Source organism: Allobosea sp. AAP35 (genome assembly GCF_001295925.1).
Classification (GTDB): domain Bacteria; phylum Pseudomonadota; class Alphaproteobacteria; order Rhizobiales; family Beijerinckiaceae; genus Allobosea.
This window is the reverse complement of the sequence record NZ_LJHQ01000017.1, coordinates 26,844-52,117: the sequence shown is the minus strand read 5'-3', so window position 1 is coordinate 52,117 and position 25,274 is coordinate 26,844. Positions and strand designations below refer to the sequence as shown.

18 protein-coding genes are annotated in these 25,274 nt (G+C 64.5%); 12 read left to right on the top strand and 6 right to left on the bottom strand.

Annotated elements, in window-relative coordinates:
* Positions 1-133: 133 nt before the first annotated feature.
* Positions 134-1,171, bottom strand: a complete 1,038-nt coding sequence (locus IP69_RS06570; protein ID WP_054142014.1) for a zinc-dependent alcohol dehydrogenase — start codon at positions 1,169-1,171, stop codon at positions 134-136.
* A 449-nt stretch (positions 1,172-1,620) separates the two neighbouring features.
* Between IP69_RS06570 and IP69_RS06565 the strand changes: the two genes are divergently transcribed.
* The 5 genes from IP69_RS06565 to IP69_RS06545 all read left to right on the top strand — a co-directional run bounded on the left by IP69_RS06565 (position 1,621) and on the right by IP69_RS06545 (position 10,393).
* On the top strand, positions 1,621-2,598 hold the full coding sequence (locus IP69_RS06565) for a nitroreductase family protein (RefSeq protein WP_248306743.1): 978 nt from the start codon (positions 1,621-1,623) through the stop codon (positions 2,596-2,598).
* A gap of 817 nt (positions 2,599-3,415) precedes the next feature.
* Positions 3,416-4,093: an MFS transporter gene (locus IP69_RS22305; RefSeq protein WP_248306742.1), complete on the top strand. Its 678-nt coding sequence runs from the start codon at positions 3,416-3,418 to the stop codon at positions 4,091-4,093.
* Positions 4,090-5,733, top strand: coding sequence for an NAD(P)-binding protein (locus IP69_RS06555; RefSeq protein WP_054142013.1), 1,644 nt, complete (start codon positions 4,090-4,092; stop codon positions 5,731-5,733). Before IP69_RS22305 ends, IP69_RS06555 begins: the two co-directional genes overlap by 4 nt.
* Positions 5,730-9,401 (top strand): pyruvate:ferredoxin (flavodoxin) oxidoreductase, encoded by a 3,672-nt coding sequence (nifJ, locus tag IP69_RS06550; protein ID WP_248306741.1) that lies wholly within the window; start codon positions 5,730-5,732, stop codon positions 9,399-9,401. The genes IP69_RS06555 and nifJ overlap by 4 nt, the downstream gene beginning before the upstream one ends.
* The gene (locus tag IP69_RS06545) at positions 9,401-10,393 is read left to right on the top strand and encodes a dihydroorotate dehydrogenase-like protein (RefSeq protein WP_054142012.1); all 993 of its coding nucleotides are present in this window, start codon (positions 9,401-9,403) and stop codon (positions 10,391-10,393) included. The genes nifJ and IP69_RS06545 overlap by 1 nt, the downstream gene beginning before the upstream one ends.
* Positions 10,394-10,429: 36 nt before the next feature.
* On the opposite strand, the gene IP69_RS06540 is transcribed toward IP69_RS06545, so the two are convergent.
* The 3 genes from IP69_RS06540 to pstB all read right to left on the bottom strand — a co-directional run bounded on the left by IP69_RS06540 (position 10,430) and on the right by pstB (position 14,886).
* Entirely contained in the window at positions 10,430-12,031 is a 1,602-nt protein-coding gene (locus tag IP69_RS06540) for a PEP/pyruvate-binding domain-containing protein (protein ID WP_054142011.1), read from the bottom strand.
* Positions 12,024-13,919, bottom strand: coding sequence for a DUF47 family protein (locus tag IP69_RS06535; protein WP_054142010.1), 1,896 nt, complete (start codon positions 13,917-13,919; stop codon positions 12,024-12,026). Before IP69_RS06535 ends, IP69_RS06540 begins: the two co-directional genes overlap by 8 nt.
* A gap of 88 nt (positions 13,920-14,007) precedes the next feature.
* Positions 14,008-14,886: a phosphate ABC transporter ATP-binding protein PstB gene (pstB, locus tag IP69_RS06530; protein WP_082359038.1), complete on the bottom strand. Its 879-nt coding sequence runs from the start codon at positions 14,884-14,886 to the stop codon at positions 14,008-14,010.
* Positions 14,887-15,212: 326 nt separating this feature from the next.
* Here pstB and IP69_RS06525 point away from each other — a divergent pair, with 326 nt between their 5' ends.
* Positions 15,213-16,100 carry a universal stress protein gene (locus IP69_RS06525; RefSeq protein ID WP_054142009.1) on the top strand — a complete coding sequence of 296 codons (888 nt, stop codon included), beginning with the start codon at positions 15,213-15,215 and terminating at the stop codon, positions 16,098-16,100.
* A 170-nt stretch (positions 16,101-16,270) separates the two neighbouring features.
* Here the strand turns inward: IP69_RS06525 and IP69_RS06520 are convergent, their stop codons facing one another.
* Positions 16,271-16,639, bottom strand: a complete 369-nt coding sequence (locus IP69_RS06520) for a hypothetical protein (RefSeq protein ID WP_082359036.1) — start codon at positions 16,637-16,639, stop codon at positions 16,271-16,273.
* A 12-nt stretch (positions 16,640-16,651) separates the two neighbouring features.
* Positions 16,652-17,791 carry a copper-containing nitrite reductase gene (gene nirK, locus IP69_RS06515; protein WP_054142007.1) on the bottom strand — a complete coding sequence of 380 codons (1,140 nt, stop codon included), beginning with the start codon at positions 17,789-17,791 and terminating at the stop codon, positions 16,652-16,654.
* A 353-nt stretch (positions 17,792-18,144) separates the two neighbouring features.
* On the opposite strand from nirK, the gene IP69_RS06510 reads away from it, so the two are divergent.
* The 6 genes from IP69_RS06510 to IP69_RS06485 all read left to right on the top strand — a co-directional run bounded on the left by IP69_RS06510 (position 18,145) and on the right by IP69_RS06485 (position 25,263).
* On the top strand, positions 18,145-19,326 hold the full coding sequence (locus IP69_RS06510) for an NnrS family protein (protein WP_054142006.1): 1,182 nt from the start codon (positions 18,145-18,147) through the stop codon (positions 19,324-19,326).
* Positions 19,327-19,509: 183 nt separating this feature from the next.
* Positions 19,510-19,758, top strand: a complete 249-nt coding sequence (locus tag IP69_RS06505; protein WP_054142005.1) for a hypothetical protein — start codon at positions 19,510-19,512, stop codon at positions 19,756-19,758.
* Between the two features lie 112 nt (positions 19,759-19,870).
* On the top strand, positions 19,871-21,016 hold the full coding sequence (locus IP69_RS06500; protein ID WP_248306740.1) for a hypothetical protein: 1,146 nt from the start codon (positions 19,871-19,873) through the stop codon (positions 21,014-21,016).
* Positions 21,017-21,029: 13 nt separating this feature from the next.
* Positions 21,030-21,791 carry a helix-turn-helix domain-containing protein gene (locus IP69_RS06495; protein ID WP_248306739.1) on the top strand — a complete coding sequence of 254 codons (762 nt, stop codon included), beginning with the start codon at positions 21,030-21,032 and terminating at the stop codon, positions 21,789-21,791.
* A 105-nt stretch (positions 21,792-21,896) separates the two neighbouring features.
* Complete coding sequence (locus IP69_RS21755) at positions 21,897-22,520, top strand: hypothetical protein (protein WP_156323323.1); 624 nt, start codon at positions 21,897-21,899, stop codon at positions 22,518-22,520.
* A gap of 457 nt (positions 22,521-22,977) precedes the next feature.
* On the top strand, positions 22,978-25,263 hold the full coding sequence (locus IP69_RS06485; RefSeq protein WP_054142002.1) for a NosR/NirI family protein: 2,286 nt from the start codon (positions 22,978-22,980) through the stop codon (positions 25,261-25,263).
* The last annotated feature ends 11 nt before the right edge of the window (positions 25,264-25,274 follow it).

The window sequence follows — 25,274 nt, the reverse complement described above, 5'->3', positions numbered from 1 at the left end:
GCAGCAGGGGCAGGCTCACCAGACGGCCATGCGCTGGTCAACCTGCCATCCCAAATCTCCAGCGTGGCGGTCTCGCAGTCGCCTTCGGTCTGAAGGCGCGCGCATGCGCTGGCGAGCGCCGCCACCAACAGCGTCACGCCGGGGCGAAATCGATCACGACGCGGGCCGGCACCTCGCCGCGCTGAAGGCGCCCGAAGACGTCGTTGATCGCCGAAAGCGGCTGCAATTCGATGTCGGCGCGAACCTTTCCGGCGGCGGCGAAGGCGAGAGCCTCGGCCATGTCGTGCCGGCTGCCCACGAAGGAACCGCGGATGGTGATGCAGTCGGCGACGACGCCAAACAGCGGTACCGGAAATTCGCCGGGCGGCAGGCCGACCAGCACGCAGGTCCCGCGCTTGCGCGTCATGGCGACGCCCTGCTTGAAGGCCGGAAGCGACGGCGCGGTGATCAGGACGCCATGGGCGCCACCTCCAGTCGCCGCTTTCACCTCCGCCGCGGGATCGTTGCTCGTCCTGGCATTGACGACGACGTCGGCGCCCAGCCGCGTCGCGTGGTCGAGCTTGCCGTCGTCGATATCGACCGCGCAGACCTGCAGGCCCATCGCCTTGGCATATTGGATGGCGAGATGCCCGAGGCCGCCGGCGCCGGAGATCGCGATCCATTCGCCGGGCCGGGCGCCTGTCTCCTTGATGCCCTTGTAAGTCGTGATGCCGGCGCAGATGATCGGCGCCGCATCGCGCGCCGCGAGACCGACCGGGATATGCGCGACATAGTCGGGATCGGCCAGGATGTATTCGGCGAAGCCGCCATTGCGGGTGTAGCCACCGAATTCGGCCTCGGCGCAGACCGGCTCCCATGCGGCAAGGCAATGCTCGCAATGGCCGCAGGCCGAGAATAGCCAGGGGACACCGACGCGTTCGCCTTGCTTCACCGCCGTCACGCCAGCACCGACCTCGACGACGAGCCCGATGCCCTCATGGCCGGGAATGAAAGGCAGCGACGGCTTGACCGGCCAATCGCCACTGGCGGCGTGAAGATCGGTATGACAGACGCCGCAGGCTTCCGTCTTGACGAGGATCTGGCCAGGGCCGGGCGTCGGCACCGCCCATTCCCGCAAGACCAGCGGCTTGCCGAAATGCTCGACGGTCGCGGCCTGCATCATGCGTGTCATGGGATATCCTTAGCAGTTGCCGCGGTGCGCGCTGTGGGCATCGGAAGTGTCGGATCAAGCCTTGCGCCCCGCTGGCGCCGAGCCCGTCTCAATAGCGTTGTCGTTACCGACGATAAGGCGCGAGGATTTCACCGGCAGGCTCGGAAACTACGCAGGCAGCGGTCGGTCCAGCAGATGGCGGCATCGAGCCGCCTGGCCCTCGCGCGGCGGTGACATCTGCCACTGCTGACGCGACGGGGGTAGATTCCGATCCTCATCATGGCCGCCAGGAGCGTCCAGTGTGCTCTGATGGCGAAGCAGACAAAACGATCTCTGGCGATGGGCTCCCCGTGAACCGTCGCCATCTGCTTATTGGTGCGGGCACGGTCACCGTGCTTGGCGGCGCGGCCGCCTACTTGTCTGCATCCAGCATGGGGTCTTCAGCGGACTATGCCCGCGGGATCGCCCCTTTGCGTAGACCGCTGGCGGATACGCCCTCGGCGCGGGATCTTATCGGCTATGCGACGCTCGCGCCCAATGGCCACAACGCCCAGCCCTGGCTTTTCCGCATCGGCGACAAGAGGATCGAGATCTTGCCCGATTTTGCGCGACGGACGCCGGTCGTCGATCCCGACGACCATCATCTGTTTGTCAGCCTCGGTGCCGCCGCCGAGAATGTGTCTCTGGCGTCCGCCGCGCGCGGCGCACCCGGTGCCGTCCGATTCGAGCAGGGCAACGGAGGCTCTGTCATCTTCGACTTCGAGCCGGCGCGAGCGATCTCGTCCTTCCTGTTCGAGGCCATAACCCAAAGGCAGTCGACCCGCGCCGAATTTGACGGCCGCACCGTCCTCCCGGCCGATCTCGACATGCTCGGCCGGGCGGCGGCCATGCCCGGCGTCGATCTCGTCTTGCTGACAGATCGCAGCCGCATCGATCGCCTGCGCGATCTCGTCCTGACCGGCAACAGCGCGCAGATGGCCGATGCGGCCTTCGTCTGCGAGCTGAAATCCTGGCTCCGGTTCAATCCTCGACAGGCCCTGCGAACCGGCGATGGCCTCTACAGTGTGGCGAGCGGCAACCCTGCGCTGCCCGACTGGCTTGGGCCCCATGCGTTCGACTGGTTCTCGACGGCGCAAGCGCAAAATGACGCCTATGCCCGCCAGATCCGGTCTTCGTCCGGAATCGCGGTGTTTGCCGGGGCCGGGGAAACCCCGGCGCATTGGGTCGCCGTGGGGCAGGCCTGCCAACGCTTCGCCCTGCAGGCGACGGCATTGGGGTTGAAGCACGCCTTCATCAACCAGCCGGTCGAGGTTCCAGCCCTGCGGCCGGATCTCGCCGCGTTGATCGGCCTCACCGGCAGGCGCCCCGATATCGTGATGCGGTTCGGCTATGGACCCGCGCTTCCCTACGCGCCGCGACGGCCCGTTTCGGCCGTCATCGTGGCGTGACGTCATGACCGCTGGACAATCACGCTGGCTGCCTGGCGCCCTCATGTCGGCTCTCACAGCCATTTGGACGTTCGGGTGGCGCTCCTCGATCAATCCAACTGCGTAGATTCCGACGCTGATGGGCCGCGAGGCCGGCTGCTAGACCATGGCAACGGCATCCAGCCGATCGCTGATGGCGACATCTGCAGGAGAACGCGTGTGGCCATCACGACATCCTCCCCTCCCTCTGATGCGGCGTCGAAGACGCCCTACATCATCGCCTGGGCCTGCTGTGTTCTGTTTTACTTCCTGCAATATGCGCTGAGATCCGCGCCCGGCGTCATGGTGCCCGAGCTCACCACGGCTTTCGGGCTCTCGGCCCTTGGCATCAGCGCGCTGATCGGCCTCTATTACTATACCTATTCCGCCTTCGCGATCGTCTCGGGCGCCTGCTTCGATCGCTATGGGGCGCGTTATGTCATCCCGGTCGGGCTGGTGCTGCTGGCCGGCGGCGCGGTGCTCTTCGGTGTCGGGTCCAATGCGGCGGCGCAGACGGGGCGGCTCCTGCAGGGAGCCGGTTCGGCCTTCGCGTTTACCGGCGCGGTTTATCTCGCCACCCGCGGATTTCCGGCGAAGTATCTCGCCACGGCGATCGGCTTCACCCAGTGCTTCGGCATGCTCGGCGGCGCCTCGGGACAATTCGCCGTCGCACCACTGATCCACGGCGTCTTCGGCTGGCAGCAATTCTGGCTGATCGGCGGCGCTCGCCATTGTCGTCGTGGCGGTGACGCCCGGAGGGCATCCGGTTCAGACCCCGGCGCAGAGATCGATCTGGTCGATGTTTGCGCCGTACAAATCCGTCCTGACCAATCCGCAGTCCTATCTCTGCGGTTTCGCGGCGGGGCTGTTGTTCCTGCCGACGACGATCGGCGACATGATCTGGGGCGTTTCGTTCCTGCGCGCCGGGTGGCAGATCGACCATGCCGAAGCCGTCAACCGGGCCGCCATGGTGCCTCTCGGCTGGGTCGTCGGCAGCCCGCTGCTCGGCTATGTCGCCGATCATTTCGGCCGCCGCAAACCGGTCCTCATCGGCGGCGCCGTGGTCATGCTGCTGACCTCGCTGGTCATCCTCTATGCGCCCCACAGCGTTGTTCCGCCCTATCTGGCCGGCTTCCTGCTCGGCGTCGGTTCGGGCGCGGCGATGATCCCCTACACGATCATCAAGGAAGTCAATGCCGATGAGGTGAAGGGCAGCGCGACCGGAGCCATCAACTTCCTCGTCTTCACACTGAGCGCCCTGATGGCGCCGGTCTATGGCTGGGTCCTGCTTGAGTTATCGGCCGGTGGCGTGCTCGGCATCGAGATCTTTCAGAAAGCCGGCGTGATCGGTGTCGCCGGGATCGTGCTGGCGATTATTTTGTCGGTCTTCATCCGCGAGACCGGTTCGGCCGCCGGGACGACGCTGAAGCTGGCGCCGCCGCCCCCGCTGCACCCCGCTTTGGGAGCCGTCCGATGACCGTCTTTGCACGCGATATGACGCCGCGAGTTGATCTGACCCTGCCCCATGGCACAGGCCCTGTCCGCAGCCAGCGCCCGATCTATGTCGATCTTCTGCCGCCCTGCAACGCGGCCTGTCCGGCGGGCGAGGACATTCAAGGATGGCTCGGCCTGGCGCAGGCGGGCAAGTTCAAGGCCGCCTGGGAGGCGTTGATCGCCGACAATCCGATGCCAGCCATTCACGGGCGCGTCTGCTATCACCCCTGCGAGACGAGCTGCAACCGCAAGGATCTCGACAGCGAGGTCAGCATCCACGCCGTCGAGCGCTTTCTGGGCGACCAGGCCTCTTTGCAGGGCTGGAGCATCCCCAAAGCGGCTGCATCATCGGGCAAGCGGATTCTGGTCGTGGGCGCGGGCCCGAGCGGGCTGTCGGCGGCCTATCACCTGACCCGGCTGGGCCATCAGGTCGAGATCCGCGAGGCTGGACCGCTGCCGGGCGGGATGCTGCATTTCGGCATCCCGGCCTACCGCCTGCCGCGCGCGGATCTGATGCGCGAGATCGCCCGGATCGAGGCATTCGGCGTCAAGATCGTGCTCAACCACAAGGTCGAGGATCTGCTCGCCGAACAGGCTTCAGGTGGCTTCGACGCCGCGTTCATCGCCATCGGCGCCCAGAAAGCCCACCACGTCGAGATCCCTGCCCGTGACGCGGCGCGCGTCTACAGCGCTGTCGGATTGCTGCATCAGGTCGAGGCCGGGACGGCCCCGCAGCTCGGCCGCCGCGTCGTCGTCTATGGCGCCGGAAACTCTGCGATGGATGCTGCGCGGACAGCCAAGCGGCTCGGCGCCGAGGAAGCGCTCGTCGTCTTCATCATGGACAAGTCGCGTATGGAAGCGCGCGCCTTCGAGGCCCAGGAGGCGGTCGATGAAGGCGTGACGTTCAAATGGCTGAGCGCGATCAAGGATATCGGCGCGGATACGATGGTCGTTGAGCGGATGCGGATGGACGAGGCCGGCCATCCCCAGCCTACGGGCGAGTTCGAGACGCTGAAGGCGGATTCGGTGGTGCTCGCGCTGGGCCAGGAAGCCGAGAGCGGCTTTCTCGGAAACATCCCCGAGATCACCTATCTCCCCGGCGGCATCGTGGTCGTCGATGCCAGCATGATGACGGGGCGGCCGGGCATCTTCGCCGGCGGCGACATGGTGCCGAGCCAGCGCTCGGTCACGATCGCGACCGGCCACGGGAAAAAGGCGGCGCGTCACATCGATGCCTGGTTGCGCGATGTGAAGCCCGCCCAGGTCGAGAAGCATCCGGGTATCACCTATGCCGGCCTCAACCTGCCGATCTATGCCGATGCCGCTCCTTCGCGTCAGTCCGAGCTTTCCCCGAGCGCGCGCAAGACCGGCTTCGACGAGGTCCTCGCCGGCCTCAGCGAAGCCGAGGCGCTTCATGAAGCCAAACGCTGCCTGTCCTGCGGCAACTGCTTCGAATGCGACAATTGCTTCGCCGCCTGCCCGGAGGACGCGATCATCAAGCTTGGTCCGACCAAAGGCTACGAGATCAATCTCGAGACCTGCACGGGCTGCTCGGTCTGCGTCGAGCAATGCCCCTGCCACGCCATGGAAATGGTCCCCGAACAGATGATGGTGCAGGCATGAACGCGGATATCAAGATCATGTCGTCTGCTGCTGCAGTGCCGGTGGCAGACCCGCTCGCCCGGGCCGCCCTGCGCATGACGATGGACGGCAATGCGGCGGTCGCCCATGTCGCCTACCGGGTCAACGAGGTCTGCGCGATCTATCCGATCACGCCGTCCTCGACGATGGCGGAGCTCGCGGACCAATGGTCCGCCGACCAGCTGCCCAATATCTGGGGCAATGTCCCGGTCGTGCAGGAGATGCAGAGCGAGGGCGGCGCGGCCGGCGCGGTTCATGGCGCGCTGCAATCGGGCGCGATGACGACGACCTTCACCTCGTCGCAGGGCCTGATGCTGATGCTGCCCAACCTGTTCAAGATTGCCGGCGAACTCAACGCGACCGTCTTCCATGTCGCGGCCCGTTCGCTGGCGACGTCGGCTTTGTCGATCTTCGGCGATCATTCCGACGTGATGGCCTGCCGCACCACCGGCTTTGCGCTGCTCTCCTCGGCCAATGTGCAGGAAGCGCATGACATGGCGCTCGTCTGCGAGGCCGCGACGCTGGCTTCGCGCGTGCCCTTCATCCATTTCTTCGACGGGTTTCGCACCTCCCATGAGCTCAACACGCTCGACTTGATCGACGACGACACCATGCGCGCAATGATCTCGAACGATCTCGTGCGGGCCCATCGCGGCAGGGGCCTCAACCCCGAAAACCCCTTCATTCGCGGGACCGCGCAGAACCCCGACACCTTCTTCCAGTCGCGTGAGGCGGTGAGCCCCTTTTATGCCGCCGTTCCCGGCATCCTGGACGAGGCGTTGGCCCGCTTCGCCGCGCTGACGGGACGCGCCTATGAGCTGTTCGAATATGAAGGCGCTCCTGACGCCACCCGCATTCTGATCCTGATGGGCTCGGGTGCCGAGACGGCGCGCGAGACCGTCAAGGCCCTTGTGGCCAAAGGCGAGAAGGTCGGCGTGCTCCAGGTGCGGCTGTACCGGCCGTTCTCGGCTGCCCATTTCCTGGCGGCGATCCCGGCCTGCGTCCAGAGCATCGCCGTGCTTGAACAGGCCAAGGAAGCCGGCGGGGCCGGCGAGCCGCTCTATCTCGATGTGATCGCGACGCTGGCGCAGGGGTTTTCGGCCGGAACGCGCGCGGCGATGCCGCGCGTCATCGGTGGCCGCTATGGCCTGTCCTCGAAGGATTTCACGCCGGCCATGGCCAAGGCGGCCCTGGACGAACTCGGTCTCGTCGATGCGAACGGACGCTTCTCGGGTCGCAACGGCTTCACGCTGGGCATCAATGACGATGTCTCCCACAGCAGCCTTGCGGTCGATCCGCTGTTCTCGATCGAGCCCGGGGACCGGACGAGCGCGGTCTTCTACGGGCTTGGAGCCGACGGCACGGTCGGCGCCAACAAGAACAGCGTCAAGATCATCGCCGAAGATGCCGGCCGCTATGCGCAGGGCTATTTCGTCTATGATTCGCACAAATCCGGCGCGCAGACCGTGTCTCATCTGCGCTTCGGGCCCCAGCCGATCCGCGCGCCTTATCTGATCTCGCAGGCGAGCTTCGTTGCCTGCCACCAGTTCGGCTTTCTCGAACGCCAGGATGTCCTGCGCGTCGCCGCGCCCGGCGCCGTGTTCCTGCTCAACAGCCCTTATGGCAAGGACGAAACCTGGGACGAGCTGCCCCGCTCAGTCCAGCAGGAGATCATCGACAAAAAATTGCGACTGTTCGTCATCGACGCCTCGAAAGTGGCGCGCGATGTCGGGCTCGGCGTCCGCACCAACACCGTGTTGCAGACCTGCTTTTTCGCCATCTCGGGCGTCCTGCCCCGCGACGAGGCCATCGCGCAGATCAAGGCGTCGATCAAAAAAACCTATGGCCACAAGGGCGAGGCGGTCGTCGCCAAGAACTTCGCGGCGGTGGACGACACGCTGGCCGTGTTGTTCGAGATCGCGGTGCCGAACGCTGCGACGAGTGCGCATGATCGGCCCGCCATCGTCCCATCGAACGCACCTGCTTTCGTTCGCGAGGTCACTGCCCTTATGCTGGTCGGCCGCGGCGAGGAGATTCCCGTCAGCCTGATGCCGGCGGATGGCACGTTTCCCTCCGGCACCAGCGCATATGAGAAGCGCAACATCGCCGAGTTCGTGCCGGTCTGGGAGACCGATCTCTGCATCCAGTGCGGCCAGTGCAGCTTCGTCTGCCCCCATAGCGTCATCCGCTCGCGTACCTATGACGAGGCCGTGCTGGTCGACGCTCCGGCAAGCTTCAAATCGGCGCCGGTGAATGCGCGCGGCTATCCGGAGGCGCGCTTCACGCTGCAGTTTTATGTCGAGGATTGCACCGGCTGTGGGCTCTGCATCGAGGCCTGCCCTGCCACCAGCCCGCGCGAGCCGGGCAAGAAAGCGATCAACCTCGCCGAAAAAGCCCCGCTGCTGGAGGCCGAGCGGACGAGCATGGCCTTCTTCGAGACGCTGCCGGTCAATGACCGCTCGCGCATCGACTTCGCCAATGTCCGCGGCGTCCAGTATCTCGAGCCGCTGTTTGAATTCTCGGGCGCCTGCGCCGGTTGCGGCGAGACGCCCTATCTCAAGCTTCTGTCGCAACTGTTCGGCGACCGCGCCCAGATCGCCAACGCAACGGGCTGTTCGTCGATCTATGGCGGCAGCCTGCCGGTGACCCCCTGGACGAAGAACGATGAGGGTCGTGGCCCGGCCTGGTCGAACTCGCTGTTCGAGGACAATGCCGAATTCGGCCTGGGCTTCCGCCTCGCGGCCGACAAGCATCTGGCCATGGCCCGCGCCCTGCTGACGACGCTCGCCCCGACGCTCGGCGACAATCTGGTCCAGGCCATGCTCGACGCGCCCCAGATCGCAGAGCACGAACTGCGCACGCAAAGGCGGCGCGTCGCCGATGTGAAGGACAGGCTCGTCGCGCTCGACACGGAGGAGGCGCGGGAACTGTTGTCCGTGATCGACCATCTCGTCCGGCGCAGCATCTGGATCGTCGGTGGCGACGGCTGGGCTTACGATATCGGCTATGGCGGTCTCGACCATGTCATGGCCAGCGGTCGCAACGTCAATATCCTGGTACTCAACACCGAGCTCTACTCCAACACCGGCGGGCAGGCCTCGAAAGCGACGCCATTGGGCGCCGTGGCGAAATTCGCCGCCGCCGGCAAGCGGGTGCCGCGCAAGGATCTCGCGCTGCTGGCGATCGCCTATGGCAATGTCTATGTCGCGCAGGTCGCGATGGGGGCCAACGCCCAACAGACCCTCGACGCCTTCCGCGAAGCGGAAGCTTTTGACGGTCCTTCGCTCATCATCGCCTATAGCCAGTGCATCGCCCACGGCATCGATATGCGCTTCGGCATGAAGCAGCAGGATCTCGCCGTCGCCAGCGGCTACTGGCCGCTGATGCGCTTCAACCCGACGATGCAGAGCGTGGGCTTGAGCCCGTTCCAGCTCGACTCGCCGCGACCGACGATCCCCTTCAAGGACTATGCCTATAACGAGATCCGCTATTCGTCCCTGGCGCGGACGATGCCTGACGATGCGGCGGCCCTGCTTCTCGAAGCCCAAGCCGGCGTCGATGCCAAATATCGCCGCTATGAGGAGCTTGCCGCACTGGACGGCGGGCGGTTTCAACCGGGCGTCGGAACGCCCGTGACGGGAGCGGCATGATGGATCTGTCTTCGCGCTATATGGGCTTGGCTCTCAAGAACCCGATCGTGGCCTCCTCCTCGCCGCTGACGGGGACGCTTGATGGCATTCGGCAGATCGAGGATGCGGGCGCTGCCGCGATCATACTGCCCTCGCTCTTCCAGGAGGAGATCGAGGCCGAGGAGGCGCGCCACGACCATTTGACCGGCGCCCATGACGAGAGTTGGCCCGAGGCGCGCACGAATTTTCCCACGCTTCCGGACGCCGCGCGCGGACCGCACCGCTATCTCGATCTGGTCAGGCGCGCCAGCGAGATGACCGCGATTCCCGTGATCGCGAGCCTCAACGGCGTCACCGCCGAGGGCTGGACCGATTACGCGCGGTCGATCGAGCAGGCCGGCGCGCAGGGGCTGGAACTCAACATCTATTTCATCCCGACCGACATCACGCTCGATGGCCGGGCCGTCGAGCAGCGCTATCTCGATGCCGTGCGGGCCGTGCGGGCCGCCGTGGCGATCCCGGTGGCGGTCAAGCTCAGCCCCTATTTCAGCGCGGTCGGCCATATCGCGCTGGAACTGGAGCGCAACGGCGCCGACGCGCTCGTGCTGTTCAACCGGTTCTACCAGCCCGATCTCGATATCGTCGGGCTGAAGGTGCTGACCGATCTGCATCTGAGCGAACCTCATGAGATCCGCCTGCCGCTGCTCTGGCTGGCCGTGCTGTCGGGCCGGGTCAAGCTGTCGCTTGCCGCCGCGACCGGGGTGACGACCTCGGACGAGGTCGTGAAATATTTGCTGGCCGGCGCCGATGCGGTGATGACCACCTCTGCTCTGCTGCGACATGGGCCGGGCCATGTCGGCGTTCTGCTCGAAGGCCTCGCCCATTGGCTCGACACACGGGAGTTTGCCTCGATCGACATGGCCCGGGGCATCATGAGCCAGAGCAGGCTTCACGAGCCCAGGGCGTTCGAACGCGCCAACTACGTCAAGATCCTCCAGGGCTACGGCCATTGAGCGGCTGACCGCCGCTTGAAGTTGGCGGCCGTTGGGTCAAGCCTCGACCAGCCGCGCGGCCGCATCCTTGCGCCAGGCCGCGACGGTGGCCAGAGCCTTCTCCGGACGCTCGTTCAGCGGCGTCAGCCGGCCGGCATGGATCGCACCCGTATTGCCATCCAACGACAGCACATCGCCCTCGCTCAATTGCGTGCCGGCGATGCTGCAGCGGCGGTGATCGAGATCGATCTCGAGGTCGGGGCAGGCGACGAGGCAGACCTTGCCGAGTTGGCGGGCGACGACCGCCGCATGGGAGGTGCGCCCGCCCGAGGCGGTGAGGATGCCGGCGGCCAGCGCCATGCCCTCGATGTCGGAGGTCACCGTGTCGCGCCGGACGAGGATGGCTGGCTCGCCCGCCGCGGAGAAGCGCTTCACGGCCTCGGAATCGAGCGCGATCACGCCGCTTGCGACGCCCATTCCCGCGACCTCGGCGATCGCCAGCGTGGCCGGAACCGGCAAGGCGAAGTTGCTGCGCGTGATGCCGGCGAGATCGATGCCTGCGAGATGCTCGAGCGCCTGGCCGGGCGCGATGATGCCGTCCTCGACCATATCGACGGCGATCGCGAGCGCGGCCCAGTCGGTTCGCTTTGCATTCCTCGACTGGAGAATGAACAGCTCTCCCGACTGAACGGTGAACTCGAAATCCTGCGCGTCGCAAAACAGCGCTTCCAGCTCGTGACAGATTTGCTCCAATCGCGTCCAGACCGCCGGCAATGCGAGGTGCAGGCGATCATTGTCGTGAAGCTTCTGGCGGCCGGCGACCACATCCTCGCCCTGCGCATTGAACTGAAAATCGAAATAGAATTCGCGGGTCCCCGTGGCGGGGTTTCGCGTGAAGCCGACGCCGGCCCCCGAAGCGCCACCTGCATTGCCATAGACCATGGTCTGGACGGTCACCGCCGTCCCCGCCTTGTCGTCGAGACTGTTGAGCCGGCGGTAGCTGACGGCCTTGGGAGCATCCCAGGAGCGAAAGACGGCTTTCGTGGCCTGCGCCAGTTGCTCTGCCGGGTTGGCGGGGAAGGCGCTGCCCGCCAGACCGCGATAGCAGTCCAGCATCGCCGCCGTCAGGGTCCGCAGGCTGCGATGATCGAGTTCCCGCTCGCTGTCGGCTTCGGCCTGGGCGAGCGCGGCTGCGACGAGCGCGTCGAAGGGCTCGGTCGGCAGATTCGCGACGACCTCGGCATAGCTTTGCACCAGACGGCGATAGCTGTCCCAGGCCAGGCGCGGATTCCCGGTCAGGCGGATGAGCCCCTCGACCGTCTGCGCATTGAGGCCGATGTCGAGCACCGTCTCCATCATGCCCGGCATCGAGACGGCCGCGCCCGAGCGAACCGACACCAGCAAGGGCTTGCGCGCGGCACCAAATGACAGGCCGGTCGCGGATTCGAGGGCAGCGACGCCCTCCGCCAGCGCCTGGCGCAGCTTGGCGTCCTGCTTCGTGAGATCGCGATGGCACCAGGCCGTGGGCAAGACGAAGGCGGCCGGCACGGGCAGACCCGCCTTGGCCATGCGCATCAGGTTCCAGGCCTTGTTGCCGACGTCCTTGGCGCCGCCACGGGCCAGGGCTTCGCCCTGTGCGATGAGATAATGATCAACCATCGATCAAATCCGTCAGCACATGATCGCGCAGGATGTGGTTGGCGTGTTTCAGAGCATCCGCCGTCGCCTCGAGCCGTCCGCCGATGGCATTGTAGAGATGCAACTGGCGGAAATCCTTGCTGTGTTTGATGGCGCTCGCGGCGAGTGCGCGCTGGGCATCGTCGGCCTGATGCTCCAGCGCGGCGATGCGGTCGACCGCCGTGAGGAAATCCTCGGTCTCGGCCTGGCTTGCCGACCGCCCGATCTGTGTGGCGTGGCCGAGCGCCTTGATCCATTCCTGTGAGGCCTCGACCAGCAGATCGGCCAAGCCTTGCAGCAGCGGCAGCGGCTTGCCTTCGAGTGCGTCGAGATCGAGCAGGAAGGCAGCGTCCTCGAGTTCGTCGGCGGCATCGTCGGCCGCTTCGAGCAAGGTCTTGAACACAAGATAATCGGGGCGTCTGCGGACGGCCTCGCGCATCTCGATCACCAGCAGGTCGGCGTCATGCTCGAAATGTCCGGCGCGCCGGGCCCGTTTGCCAGCCCCATTCTGGTCGGACTGCAAGCCTTCCCGCACCAGGGTCGCGAGTTCGAAGATCAGCCCGGCATGATCGCCGGCGAGCCCGAGCAGCCGCTGTTCCTCATTGCTGAAATGCGTCGCCAGCGTCACACGGACCCGATCCCGGATCAGCGCTTGCGACTGGCCCGCCAACATCCCCTCGGCTGAGGTACGAAGCACGAACGTCATGAAGTCCAGCGTCTCGGCGTCGCCCAGCACGTCGTAGAGCCTGTCGCCGAAACGCATCGAAGAGCCGGCTGTCTCCTCGATCGCCTGATTGACCAGCCGGGCGCCGCCGAGTTCGAGAAAGGCGCGATGGCCGATCTCGGTGTCCGCAGCGCCTTGCAGCAGGGCAAGCCGGTCGCTCCCGCGCAAGAACCCGCGCAGCTGTTTGCGCGCCCGGTTCCAGTCGATCAGGAAGACCAGGCGCGAGCCGAGGAATTCGAGATCGGCGCGGCAACCCTTGGCGTCCTTCGCCGCGAAGCGCCCGGTCGCCAGATAGAATGGCGCGCCGGCGGCCAGGGTCGCCGTCCGCTCGCCCTCCCAGGTCACGGCATGAGGTTTCAGCATCGTCTGGAAGAAGGCCAGGCGTTCGGGATGCACGTCGGTATAGGTCACGCTGACGGTGTGGCCCTCGACATGGATCACGATGACATGGGCATCGGTCGTGCCGATATCGTTCTGGATCAGCAGCCGCTCGCCGGAGCGGGTCGCGGTGGTGGCGAGACCGGGATGGTCGAATTTCAGCTTGGCCGTGCGGTTGAGCCCCGCCATGAAGGCCTGCACCAGCGGCCGGTCCGTCTCGGAGAGGTTATAGGCGGCCGCCCCGTCGATCGTCTCTTCGGCCAGCGTCTCCTGCATGGCGTTGAGCTGCTTGTGCAGATCCATCACCAGGCTGTGCAGGCTGTCGGCGTGCTTGTGGCCGGCCTGGGTCATGGCCGAAATCGCCTCGGGATCGAGCAGGTCGTCCCGGCCCGATGGCAGCGCTTTCAGCAGTGCGTCGAGCCGCGTGGCCAAGCCGTCCGGCTTGCCGGCGAGCACGGGCGCCGCCATCAGGCGCATCTCGTCGGCGATCCGGGCCACGATCTTCGCGGCCCCCGCCACATGACAGGATTTCCCCTTCGTGCGGGCTTGGCCGATGACGAGATCGAGATCGGGATCGTCGATGCCGCAGGCGGTCCGCTCGCGCCTCAACGTCGAAAAAGGCTGGTCCGGATCCCTGGCGTGGGCGCTGGCCAGTTGCAGCAGGGAGAAGATGTATTTGACCCGGTCATTGGCTGCCAGCGCGGCATTGAGTTGCGCCGCCGGCTGAAGCTCTCTCTCGCCGATGGCGGCGAGGATTTCGGATTTCATGGGGGTTCCGATCGTCTCAGGTTCCGGATGGCTGGAATTCTTAATATCCAGCGTTCGTCATGCGTTGACCGGTATCAAACCGGCCGCATCAGCCGAATTGCCCCGACACATAAGCTTGGGTCTTCGGCCGACGGGGAGCGTGGAATATCTGCTCCGTTGATCCGGTCTCGATGATCTCGCCGAGATACACGAACGCGACGTGGTCGGCGCAGCGCGCGGCTTGCTGCAGGTTGTGGGTGACCAGGATGATCGTCACATCGCGCTTCAGATCAATGATCAGAGCCTCGATCTTCTCCATGCTGACCGGGTCGAGCGCGCTCGTTGGCTCGTCGAGCAGGAGGACGTCGGGCGCCATCGCCAGCGCGCGCGCGATACAAAGACGTTGCTGCTGTCCGCCCGACAGGCTCGCAGCCGGGGCGCGCAGCCTGTCCTTGGCCTCGTCCCAAAACGCCGCGCGCGCAAGGGCTGCTTCCACCCGCGCGTCGATCTCCGCCCGCGGCAGCCTCCCGTGTAACCGCATGCCGAAGGCGATGTTGTCGTAGATCGACATCGGCAAAGGCGTGGGCACCTGGAACACCATGCCGATCCGGCCCCGCAGCCAACATAAATTGATCTTGGGGTCGAGAATGTCTTCGCCATCGAGACGAACCTCTCCGGTCGCGCGCTGGCCTGGATAGAGGTCGTACAGACGGTTCAGCACTCGCAGCAGCGTCGATTTTCCACAACCGGACGGGCCAATGAGACCCGAGACCTGCTTCTCGGGGATATCCAGCGCCACGCCTTTCAGCGCCTGATCCGCTCCGTAGAAGAAATCAAGATTGCGGATGGCGATCTTGGTCTTGGCCCGGGTTGGAACGTCGGCTGGTTTGCCCAGCGTTTCGCTCTGGCGTGAAACTGTCTGAGCCGCAGCTTTGCCGCCGCTACCGACGTCGGCCGGCCTCGGCCGCTCGATGATTGCCCCGTCCATGGCCGCTCCATTTCAATGTCGCAGATGCGGATGCGCGCAGCCAACGTCGAAGCCCAAGCCCGCGTCACGACGCTATCCGACGGGGATGGTCGAAGGGCAGGATCGGAAACTACTCTGTCGCCGGCAATGTCGTTGAATTGTCTTTTCTCGTTAAGAGCCTAAGGCGGACCGTCATTGGCGGGTGGTATGAGTTCGGATGTAAGTGATTTCCGATCCATTTCTCAGTCAATCGAATACGATAAGCATCATCTTTACATCGCTGGACGCGCGTCAGATTAATAGTTTATAAGTCGGCTAATATTTATATTGTTCTCTAAAATAGAAAAATGATGGCGGAAGACGTTGAGACCGGAGGCTTGCAGCTGAGCGTGTTTGACAGTTCTGCTCGCGACACCGGCTATGCGGCGATCATGACGCCGGTCAATCTCGGCGTCGATTGCGCATGTTGCATATCGTTCGCTGCCGCCTTGGCGAAACGATTCCAGGCGCTGCTGATCGGCGTCGCAGCCGAGGACTATGCCGTGTCCGAGTTCGGCGGTGAGATGGGTTTGGCCATGGAAGCGGCCGTCGGTGACGAGGCCGAAAGGCAACTCTCCGATAATCTCATGCGGGCCGAGCAGACATTTCGTCGAGCGGCGGGAACCGGCTTACGGATCGAATGGCGTTCGGGCGTCGGGAATCCCCGTGCGTTTCTGATGGAACAGGCAAGGGCAGCCGATATCGTCGTCATCGCTCGGCAAGGCGCCAATGATGCAAGCCAAGGGCGAATGGCGATTTCGCTCGGTGGGCTGATGATGGAAATCGGCCGCCCGCTTCTCGTCATCCCTCCCAAGTCACTGTGTCTGTCCTCGGATCGCATCATTGTCGCATGGAAGGATTCGCGTGAAGCGCGCGGCGCCATTTGGGATGCGATGCCATTGTTGAAACAAGCGCAAAGCGTGACCGTCGTGGCGGTCGGCGGCGATCGCGAACATCAAGGCGCGATCGATGTCAGCCGGCATCTGTGCCGCCACGGTGTCGCCAGTCGGGCTCATCCCCGCCTCGAGGCGCAAAGCCAGGTGTCAGGACAGTTGCTCGCCATCGCCGAGGCGGGCGACGCCGGACTGATCGTTGCCGGCGCCTATGGTCATGGCCGAATGCAGGAACGCATCTTCGGTGGCGTCACCAGGGACTTCCTCACGAGCACGACCATCCCCTGTCTGATGTCGCATTGAGGATCGTGAATGCGAGAACGTCGCGACGGCGTCCGGAAACACGCCGGCTGGCGCGTCATCGGCGCCGACCACGAACGCCGCCAAGGCGATCGGCGCTGGGCTCATCAATTCAGCAGCATCCAGTGCCACCATGGGCCACGTTTCGATATCCTTGTCACGGCGGCATCGTTTCAGGCTGCGCGAAATGATTGGGCGCGTTTAGCGAGATCGATCATCAGGGACGCAGCCTGGATCGTCAGCGCGTGCGGCGTGTAACCAGGCCGCGGCGAGATATGGGCCGCCATTTCATGAGCGAGTATCGATTGTCGCTCCGGCCCGTCCGCAAGCAGAGCGATGACCAGATTCTCCAACGCAATCACGCGGATCCGGAGGTGGATCAGCTCGGCGTCCGTCAGCGACGGGACATCGGATTTGCTGTCGCTCATGGGGAAACCGGATTGAGGTCCTGCAGGACCAGCGCCACCCTCGCTATCCCAGCGCGATAAAGAGCTGTGACGCTGCTGATTAAGGATCGTGGGATCAGTCGTCTCTTGGCGCATGATGCGGCTCGTTTACGAGATTGCGCCGGGCGGGCTGACGAGCGTCATCAGGTCGTCGCGCCAGACGCCGTCGACCTCGAAATGAGCGGCGGCGCCGAGTTCCACCGCCTCGATCAGATTGTGGTTGACGTAGTCGTAGTGCCCCGGCTGCAGAAATGTGTAGAGCGCGGCACCCGCCGAGCCACCCCGGATAAACCAGGTTTCCAGGTCGACCTCTGGCGGGTTTCGGAACTTGCCGGTCTCCCAGGCATAATCGGCGTGTCCGCCGATCAGATGCGGGCGGGTGTCGCGGTTCGCCTGCGAATGGATGATGAGAACGGTTTCTCCGACGGAGGCCTTCATGGCATTGGGGCCCGTCAGGGCGCCCACAGCCCCGTTGAACACCACATGCGTGGGGATCAGCCCGCGCATCACCTTGAGCATGTCCGAGTAGCCTTCCCCTGGGGAGTCGTAGTGGATGAACGCGCCCTTCTCGTCGCGGGGGATGTCGAACTCCTGCTCGCCGACGTAATAGACGCGATCATAAGCCAGAGCCTTGCCGTGTCCGTCGTCGAGGCCCGCGCGCGGCAGCACCATGATCGCGCCGTTCATGCCGGAAACCACGTGCCAGGGCGTCATGGCCCCACCGGGCGCGCAATGATAGACGAAGACGCCCGAACGGGTGGCCTTGAAGCGCAGGACGACCTGCTCTCCCGGGCTGATGAAGGTCAGTGAGGCCCCGCCCAGAGCGCCGGTCGCGGCATGGAAATCGATGTTGTGCGCCATCGTATTCGTGTCAGGGTTGACGAGCGTCAGCTCGACGAAATCGTCCTGATGCACCACCAGCATGGGCCCCGGCACCGACCCGTTGAACGTCATCGCCTGAACGGTCGTGCCGGCCTCGTCGATGACGAGGCGCTTCTCTTCGATCACCAGTTTGAACGCGACGACCCGGGGAGGGCCCTTGGCCACCTGGTCATGGGCATGCACGAAGGGCGGGGCGACGAGGTCGACCTTGTGGCGGGCCAACGTCTCGAGATTGGGGGCCGGCCCGATTTTGGGCGCCGCTTCCTGCGCCATTGCGCTGTCAGATGTGGCCACGGTGGCCGCGACGCTCGATAGGGCCGCTCCGGCCAACAGGACGCGCCGCGTCAGCAAATTCAGGTCGTTCATCGTCGGATTTCCATGGCGCACGCAAGCGCGCGCAAATTGTCGGGCCGAGAGCTGATCATCGGAACGCGAAGCCCCTCGGTTCACCCAGCCGGTCGGACTGCGACCACGTTATCGTTTGTGACTCCGAGCTCTCAGGGTCGGGAAATACTCAAAAATGAAGGGTTCCGGGACATGCGGCCAGCGAGATCGGTCAGTGGTGAGCGGCACCACGCGGCGTCCCTATCCTTGCGCGGGAACAAACCATCGGCGTCCGCAGGCGGTTAGGTTGGTGCCGGCAAAGCGATGCGAGTTGTCGAGAGGCGGTCTGTGGTAACGGCGCCTTGCTCGATTGCAGATGAGCGCAAAGGTCACCGATGACGCCGATACCTCGTTTGCGGGACCATAAGGGTCCTGCGCTCTTCTCCTATGGATTTCGGCCGTTCTTCCTCATCGGCTCGCTCTATGCGGGATTGGCCATTCTGACATGGCTGCCGATGTATTTTGGAGAGCTTGAACTCTCGACCGCGTTTCACCCACGCGACTGGCATATCCACGAGATGCTCTACGGCTACCTTTCGGCGGTCATCACGGGCTTTCTGCTGACCGCGATCCCGAACTGGACCGGGCGGATGCCGATCCAGGGCTGGCCACTGGCGATCCTCGTCTGCATCTGGGTTGCAGGTCGCCTCGCCATATCGTCGTCGGCCTGGATCGGCTGGTTGCCGGCGGCCGTGATCGATGCCTCATTCCTGCTGGCGATCGTCGGCGTGGCGGCGCGCGAAATCATCGCAGGTCGGAAATGGCACAATCTCCCGGTGCTGATCCTGCTCGGCAGTCTTTTCGCCGGCAATGTGATCTTCCACCTGGAGGCCCATGGGGAGGGCACAGCCGATTACGGCGTGCGGCTCGGTATCGCCGCTGGAATCGTCCTGATCATGCTGATGGGCGGCCGGATGGTGCCGAGCTTCACACGCAACTGGCTTGTCCGAGAGAACCCCGGCCGCCTGCCTGCTCCCTATGCGCGCTTCGACAGCATCTCCCTCGGGGTTGCGGTTGTGGCGATCATCTTTTGGATCGCCGCGCCGCAAGGGCTGCCGACGGCGTTCATGCTGTTCGTCGCCGGCGTCCTGCAAGCGACGCGTCTCGCACGCTGGGCCGGAGATCGCACCTGGCGGGACCGGCTGGTGCTGGTGCTGCACATCGCCTACGCCTTTGTGCCGCTGGGGTTCGGCCTGCTTGGTCTGGCTGCCATGGACCTCGTTCCCCAGAGCGCAGGCGTGCATGCCTGGACCGGCGGAGCGATCGGTCTCATGACGCTTGCCGTGATGTCGCGCGCAAGCCTCGGGCATACTGGGCGAGCCCTGATCGCGACCGCGTTGACGCAAGTGCTCTACGGCCTGGTCATCATCTCGACCCTGGCGCGCATTTGCGCCGCGCTGGAGCCGCAGTGGAGCACGCCATTGCTTCATGTCGCCGCCTTCGCCTGGGTCGGAGCATTCGTCGGCTTTGGCGCGAGCTATTGGCGCGTGTTCACGCAGCCACGGATGAAATCCTGATCCACGCCCGGCTGACCACCCCGAAACCTCACCTCTGAGTAGTTTCCGAGCCTCCTTGAGCGGGCACGGAGTCGGCTATCCTCGGTTCGTCAGGCAGTAGGCGATGCGTCGGTGATCGGCTCCTGTCGCGGGGGCCAAGATCGATCGCGTTGCCTTTCGGGCGAAAGGCCAACCGAGGGGCCCATGGAAACGCAATCCCTTCCAGACAGCACGAAGCTCGTGATGAGCGATCCTGAATGGATCGCACTTGAAAGCCTGGAGGAACTGACCCGCCATTTCATATTCGGCGACTCGGTACTTCAGTTGTTGCGAGACAAGGGCCTGGTCGAGCCGCGGCGTCAGCACTGGCGCGTCACTGACCGGGGACTGCAGGCCTTGCGTGTCCGTGACGTCGATGACGGGCATCTCCAGAATGCTGAACGGGCATTCTGAAACCACCACAACTTGAAATCGCGGAGGCGGGGGCTCGGCGCAGAACTGGAAGATCGTACCGCTCGTGACGTCTCTGCCTCCCCCTGCTCATTTCCGTGCCGAGACATCGGACATGACACGGCGCTTCGCCCCAGGCTTCCTTGCGCTTGTCGGTGGCCTGTTCTGGCTCGGGCCGGCCCATGCCCATGTAAAATGGTTTGCTCCATATATCGTGGGAGCGGCACCCCAACCTGTCGGCGCAACTCTGAGCAATCTCTGGTTCTGGTGCGCGATAGTCCTCGTGCTCGGCTTCTTCCTGGCGACAAGGGTCGTCGAACGCAGCACGAACGGCGAGGCGATCCTTGCTGGCATGGACCGCTTCACAAACCCGCTCTGGATGCGCGCCGACGATTTCATGCGCGTCACCACGGCCGCCTTCTTCGTGGCGATCTTTGCAGTCGGCGGGGTCTATCTGACGCCGGATCTCAAGACGCCATCGGAATGGGTCTCATGGGCCCAGCTGTTGATCGCGGCCGGCATCTTCTCGCGCAAGACGATGCCGCTATCGGCTGCCGGTATCATCGGCCTCTGGGTACTGGCCTTGCGCGACTACGATGTCTTCCATCTGCTCGATTATCTCGCGCTCGGGATTGGTGTCGCAGCCTATCTGGTGATGGAAGCATCCAGCCGGCCGGAATGGCGCCGCCATCGCTTCGAAGTCCTCCGCTGGGCGGTCGCGATCGCGTTGATGTGGTCATCGCTCGAAAAATTCGCATATCCCGCCTGGTTCCATCCTCTCGTTGTGGAAAAGCCTTATCTGACGCTCGGGATGGCGCGCGACGCCTTCATCCCAATGGCCGGCGTCGCGGAATTCACGCTGGGCTTCGGCTTGCTCTGGACGCCGCTCGTGCGTCGCCTGTCGGCCATCTCGCTGCTGATTATCTTCAACATCGCCGTCTACCCGTTCGGGCGCATCGACATGATCGGCCACGCCCTCATCATGGCCGTCCTCGTGCTCATCGCGGTCGATCATGAGCGTGAGGTCCATTTCCTGCCCGCTCTCAAGCGGGCCCTGGCAGGCGTGCCGATCGGCTTATCGGCAGCGATCATCGTCTTTGTGACCGGGTATTGGGGGCTCCACGCCGGGTTCTACGGCGCGGACGGGATCGTCGGCGATCCGACCACCGACATGTCGACCCATTCCCATAGCCCCGAACATCCTCATGGTCCGCAGGCGCCCGGGGGCATCGGTGCGCCGCCCGACCGGCCCCGGCCTTAGAAGGCCGGGCACCATGCCAACGCAGACCGCATCGGACATGAAGACATCGCGCGAGATGGAAACTGAGGCTCTACCGATCAGGGGAAGATCCATGCACATCTCAAGACAAGCCGTCGCGGCCGATCATGCCTCTCAGACCGCGCCCCTTCGCCTTCCTCCGGTGGAACGTGGCGCGCTTCTCGTGCCGAGGCTGTCGCTCCGCGTTTTCGCGAAAGACGAAGAGGTTTTTGCCGAGGGCGACCGGGCCGGATGCATTTACAGGATCGTGACCGGCGCAGCCCGGACGACCAGACTCCTCAGTGACGGACGCCGCCAGATCACCGCTTTCCATCTCGCGGGCGACATATTCGGCCTCGAGTCGGACCCTGAACATCGCTTCTGCGCGGAATCGCTGGGCCATTCGACGATTGGCACCTACCGCCATTGCAACCTCGACACCCTGGCGATGGTCGACGACCATCTCGCCCGTCAGATCATGAGGGCGTCGATCGTCGCGCTGGGACGGGCACAGGATCACATGCTGCTGCTCGGCAGACAAAGCGCGCTCGAGAAGATCGCCACCTTCCTGCTTGACCTGTCGGGGCGTTTCCCCAACGACGATCAGATCGACCTTCCCATGTCGCGCATCGACATCGCCGATCATCTCGGAATGACGATCGCGACCGTTTCGCGCGCGCTGACATTGTTGGTCCGCGACGAGATCATCGCGATACCGGCTCACCGCCGCTCAATCGCGATCCGCAACCGGGCCGCGCTGAAACGTCTCAACGCTTGAGCGATGTCGCCCCAGCCGGGATTCCGATGCGTTGGGCGCAAGGAGCTTCACACGGGCGAGGCGCAAAATCGCAGCCCCGGCGAGGGTCTGAGCGGTTGCCATGGCTTGCTCGTCAAGCAGCATGTCGGCGGCTTCGAGGTAGCGCTCCGCCAGGAGTTCGGCGAGCGCAACAGGCTCGTCGGGCACGCGAACCACAGGCGACGGAGGGCTCGAAAAGGCCGGGAGGCTGTCGAGCAACCGGGCATGTCGCCGTCCCTGCACGGCCTCCTCCAGGAGCTGGATCCGTCCATCGACATCAGCATGCGACGCATGACGCTCCAGCAGTTCGGCCAGGCGAAGTTCGAGCGCCGCCAACTCAGCGACGGGCTGGCTTTCGGCGCCGCTGAAAGGATGGGCGATGCGCTGCTCATGGAAGGCGTTGCGGCGCTGGCCGCGCAAGATCGCCGCTTGCAAGAGAACCTCATGGGCAAGCGCTTCCGCCTCTTTTTGCACATCGGACGCATTCGCGTGAGCGGCGATATAGCTCCAGAAGGCAAAGGCGCGCTCGTCATTGCGGACGGCCATGGCGAAAGTCCGATAGGGCGTGAGCAAGGCGGGTGCGGATGTCATCGCACCCTCGTCGTCGAAGATATCGGGAAGAGGCCGCAGTATGATGGTCTGGTCCGGGCGGCAGCCGATCCGATGCGCCCTTTGCAACAAGGCATCGCGATAGGACGTTTGACCGGCTGACAAGCTCTCGAAAACGTCCGCGTCGGAGGCGCGTTCGGCTTCTCCCAGCCGCGCCGCAACAGCGGCATAACGAGAGGCCGCCATCGTCGCCAGCGCGGATGCGAGGGCAAAGAGCTCGGCGAGGGATCCAACGATCGCGTCTGGATCAGCTTTCAGGCGTGACATCGCATTGCTCTCGACAACCGCTCTCGGGCGAATCGCGATCCTAGGGCCAACCATCGGCGTGCGACTTGTTCCAGAGCAACGAACCGCCTGAGGGGAGGGTGCATGTCTGCCCGGACCCGACCGGCCGCCTGATGGCGGCCCGTTGCCCCCAACGTGGCTGCACCCGCCCGGATTATGTCCACGCGAGCCGGCTCCTTTCAGGACAAATTGGTTGCTTCAGGCACGTTTCGAAGCCCCTTCGCATCCTCGCGCCGGCGCGAGCTTCCTCGCTCGTCTCCTCGCGTTCGTTGGAATGATCCTGTTGACGGCGGTCCCGGCGATGTCGGCGGGGCGCGTGCAGGAATTTCTGAGCAAGGCCCAGCCGAGCGAGTTCTTTGCCGGCGCCGACCGGTTCGGTCCTGCGCAGGGCAGCCCCGAGATCATACCGACCTACCGCGGTGAAACTCTGCTCGGCTACGTCTACCTGAACTCCGACGTGACCAATGCGACGGGATATTCGGGCAAGCCCATCCATCTTCTCGTGGGCATCGACCCTCAAGGCGTCATATCGGGGTTGAAGCTCGTCGATCATAAGGAGCCGATCGTTTTGATCGGCATCCCCGCACAGCGCATCGTCGATGCGATCAACACGCTTGTCGGAAAGGACATGGCGCCGGTTTCGACGGGCGCCGCCACCCCGCCCCAGGTCGAGATCGTCAGCGGCGCCACGGTGACCGTGCTGGTGATGGCCGACAGCGTGATCCGCTCGGCGGTCCGGCTGATCAGAAGCGGTCGACTGGGAAACACCCCTTCGGCCACGGCTCCGGATCCGGCCATAGCCGCTGCGGCCGCAAGGACAGTTGATCTGGATCAGACGGAGATCCGCGATTGGCAGACCCTGCTGGGTGATGGCTCTGTCCGGCGACTCAACCTCACGATCGGGGAGGTCAGCGAGGCCTTCGCTAAGGCTGGCAACCAGGGCGCCGCCGACAACCCGGAATCAGCCGAGCCCGGCGAGACGTTCTCTGACCTGTATGTTGCGCCGGTCAGCGTGCCCTCGATTGGGCGGAGCCTTCTCGGACCGGCAGGTTACGAGCGCTTGAAGGCGGCCCTGAAGCCGGGCCAACAGGCGATCGTCGTCGCGGGCGAAGGCGCCTATTCGTTCAAGGGATCGGCCTATGTCCGGGGCGGCATCTTCGACAGGATCGAACTGCTTCAAGATGGGTCCAGCACCCGCTTCCGCGACCGCAATCACACGCGGCTTGGTGCCTTTGAGGCACAGGGTGCGCCTGATTTGCCCGAGATCGCTCTCTTCATCGTCCCTGAGGAGCTGAAGCTCGATCTGACGCAGCCATGGCAGCTGCAGCTGCTGGCGCAGCGGACGGTCGGGGTTCGCGACAAGGCCGTCATGGCCTTTGCCCTCGAATACGCGTTGCCCGAGCAGTACCTCAAGACCTTGCCTGCGCCGCCCAAGCCGGCGCCATCGACTGCCGGGACGGTGGCCACGGCGCCGGCGGGAGCATCCGCTGCATCGCCCGCTCCGGTCGCTGGCGCGCAGGCGCTAGCGGCGGCGGCGATCGAGGAGCCCCTTTGGCTCAAGATCTGGAAGGCCAACACGGTCTCGATCGCGATCACCATCGTGGCCCTGATCGTGCTGACGGTGATCTTCTTCTTTCAGACGGCCCTGGTGAGGCGGCCCGTCCTTTATACGTGGGTTCGACGCGGCTACCTCGCGTTCACGCTGGTCTGGCTCGGGTGGTACGCCAACGCACAGCTCTCGGTCGTCAACGTTCTGACGTTCACGAATTCTCTGCTGACCGAGTTCAACTGGGAGTTTTTCCTCTCGGCGCCTTTGATCTTCATCCTTTGGGCGGCCATTGCCGCTGGCCTCCTTTTTTGGGGGCGCGGCCCATTCTGCGGCTGGCTTTGCCCGTTCGGGGCCCTTCAGGAACTCCTCAACAACGTCGCCAAATATTTCAAGGTGCCCCAATACACCGTGCCGTGGGGGCTCCATGAGCGGCTTTGGCCGATCAAATACATCATCTTCCTCGGCCTGTTCGGCCTCTCGCTCTATTCGCTGGCGCTGGCCGAGGTCCTCGCCGAAGTCGAGCCGTTCAAAACCTCGATCATCCTGAAATTCTCGCGGGACTGGCCGTTCGTCATCTATGTGCTCACGCTGCTGACGGCGGGGCTGTTCATCGAACGCTTCTTCTGCCGCTACCTCTGCCCGCTGGGTGCCGCGCTGGCGATCCCAGGGCGCATTCGCATGTTCGAATGGCTGAAGCGTTGGCAAGAATGCGGATCGCCGTGCCAGCGCTGCGCCAAGGAATGCCCGGTCCAGTCGATCCATCCCGAGGGGCACATCAACGTCAACGAGTGCATCTACTGCATGCACTGCCAGGAACTGTACCACGACGATCATCGCTGCCCCCACATGATCCAGGTTCGGTTGAAGCGCGAGAAGCGCGAGGCCCTTTCGTCCCCGTCTATGCTCCAGAACAAAGAAGGCGCGGGCGGACCTGCTAAGCCTCTCATTACCCACCAGGGCAAACCCGTTCGCGATGCGACGGCTGAGGCTGCCCCGACCGCTGCTCTCTGAGCACGAGGAAT

Excerpts from the sequence above, each read along its gene's own strand:
- IP69_RS06495 (WP_248306739.1), top strand. The coding sequence starts at position 21,030 with ATGCCAACGCAGACCGCATCGGACATGAAGACATCGCGCGAGATGGAA.
- IP69_RS06570 (WP_054142014.1), bottom strand. The coding sequence starts at position 1,171 with ATGACACGCATGATGCAGGCCGCGACCGTCGAGCATTTCGGCAAGCCG.
- IP69_RS06540 (WP_054142011.1), bottom strand. The coding sequence starts at position 12,031 with ATGGTTGATCATTATCTCATCGCACAGGGCGAAGCCCTGGCCCGTGGC.
- IP69_RS06525 (WP_054142009.1), top strand. The coding sequence starts at position 15,213 with ATGATGGCGGAAGACGTTGAGACCGGAGGCTTGCAGCTGAGCGTGTTT.
- IP69_RS06535 (WP_054142010.1), bottom strand. The coding sequence starts at position 13,919 with ATGAAATCCGAAATCCTCGCCGCCATCGGCGAGAGAGAGCTTCAGCCG.
- pstB (WP_082359038.1), bottom strand. The coding sequence starts at position 14,886 with ATGGACGGGGCAATCATCGAGCGGCCGAGGCCGGCCGACGTCGGTAGC.
- IP69_RS06500 (WP_248306740.1), top strand. The coding sequence starts at position 19,871 with ATGACACGGCGCTTCGCCCCAGGCTTCCTTGCGCTTGTCGGTGGCCTG.
- nifJ (WP_248306741.1), top strand. The coding sequence starts at position 5,730 with ATGAACGCGGATATCAAGATCATGTCGTCTGCTGCTGCAGTGCCGGTG.
- IP69_RS06510 (WP_054142006.1), top strand. The coding sequence starts at position 18,145 with ATGACGCCGATACCTCGTTTGCGGGACCATAAGGGTCCTGCGCTCTTC.
- IP69_RS06505 (WP_054142005.1), top strand. The coding sequence starts at position 19,510 with ATGGAAACGCAATCCCTTCCAGACAGCACGAAGCTCGTGATGAGCGAT.
- IP69_RS06545 (WP_054142012.1), top strand. The coding sequence starts at position 9,401 with ATGGATCTGTCTTCGCGCTATATGGGCTTGGCTCTCAAGAACCCGATC.
- IP69_RS06555 (WP_054142013.1), top strand. The coding sequence starts at position 4,090 with ATGACCGTCTTTGCACGCGATATGACGCCGCGAGTTGATCTGACCCTG.
- IP69_RS06520 (WP_082359036.1), bottom strand. The coding sequence starts at position 16,639 with ATGCGCCAAGAGACGACTGATCCCACGATCCTTAATCAGCAGCGTCAC.
- IP69_RS22305 (WP_248306742.1), top strand. The coding sequence starts at position 3,416 with ATGTTTGCGCCGTACAAATCCGTCCTGACCAATCCGCAGTCCTATCTC.
- nirK (WP_054142007.1), bottom strand. The coding sequence starts at position 17,791 with ATGAACGACCTGAATTTGCTGACGCGGCGCGTCCTGTTGGCCGGAGCG.
- IP69_RS06485 (WP_054142002.1), top strand. The coding sequence starts at position 22,978 with ATGATCCTGTTGACGGCGGTCCCGGCGATGTCGGCGGGGCGCGTGCAG.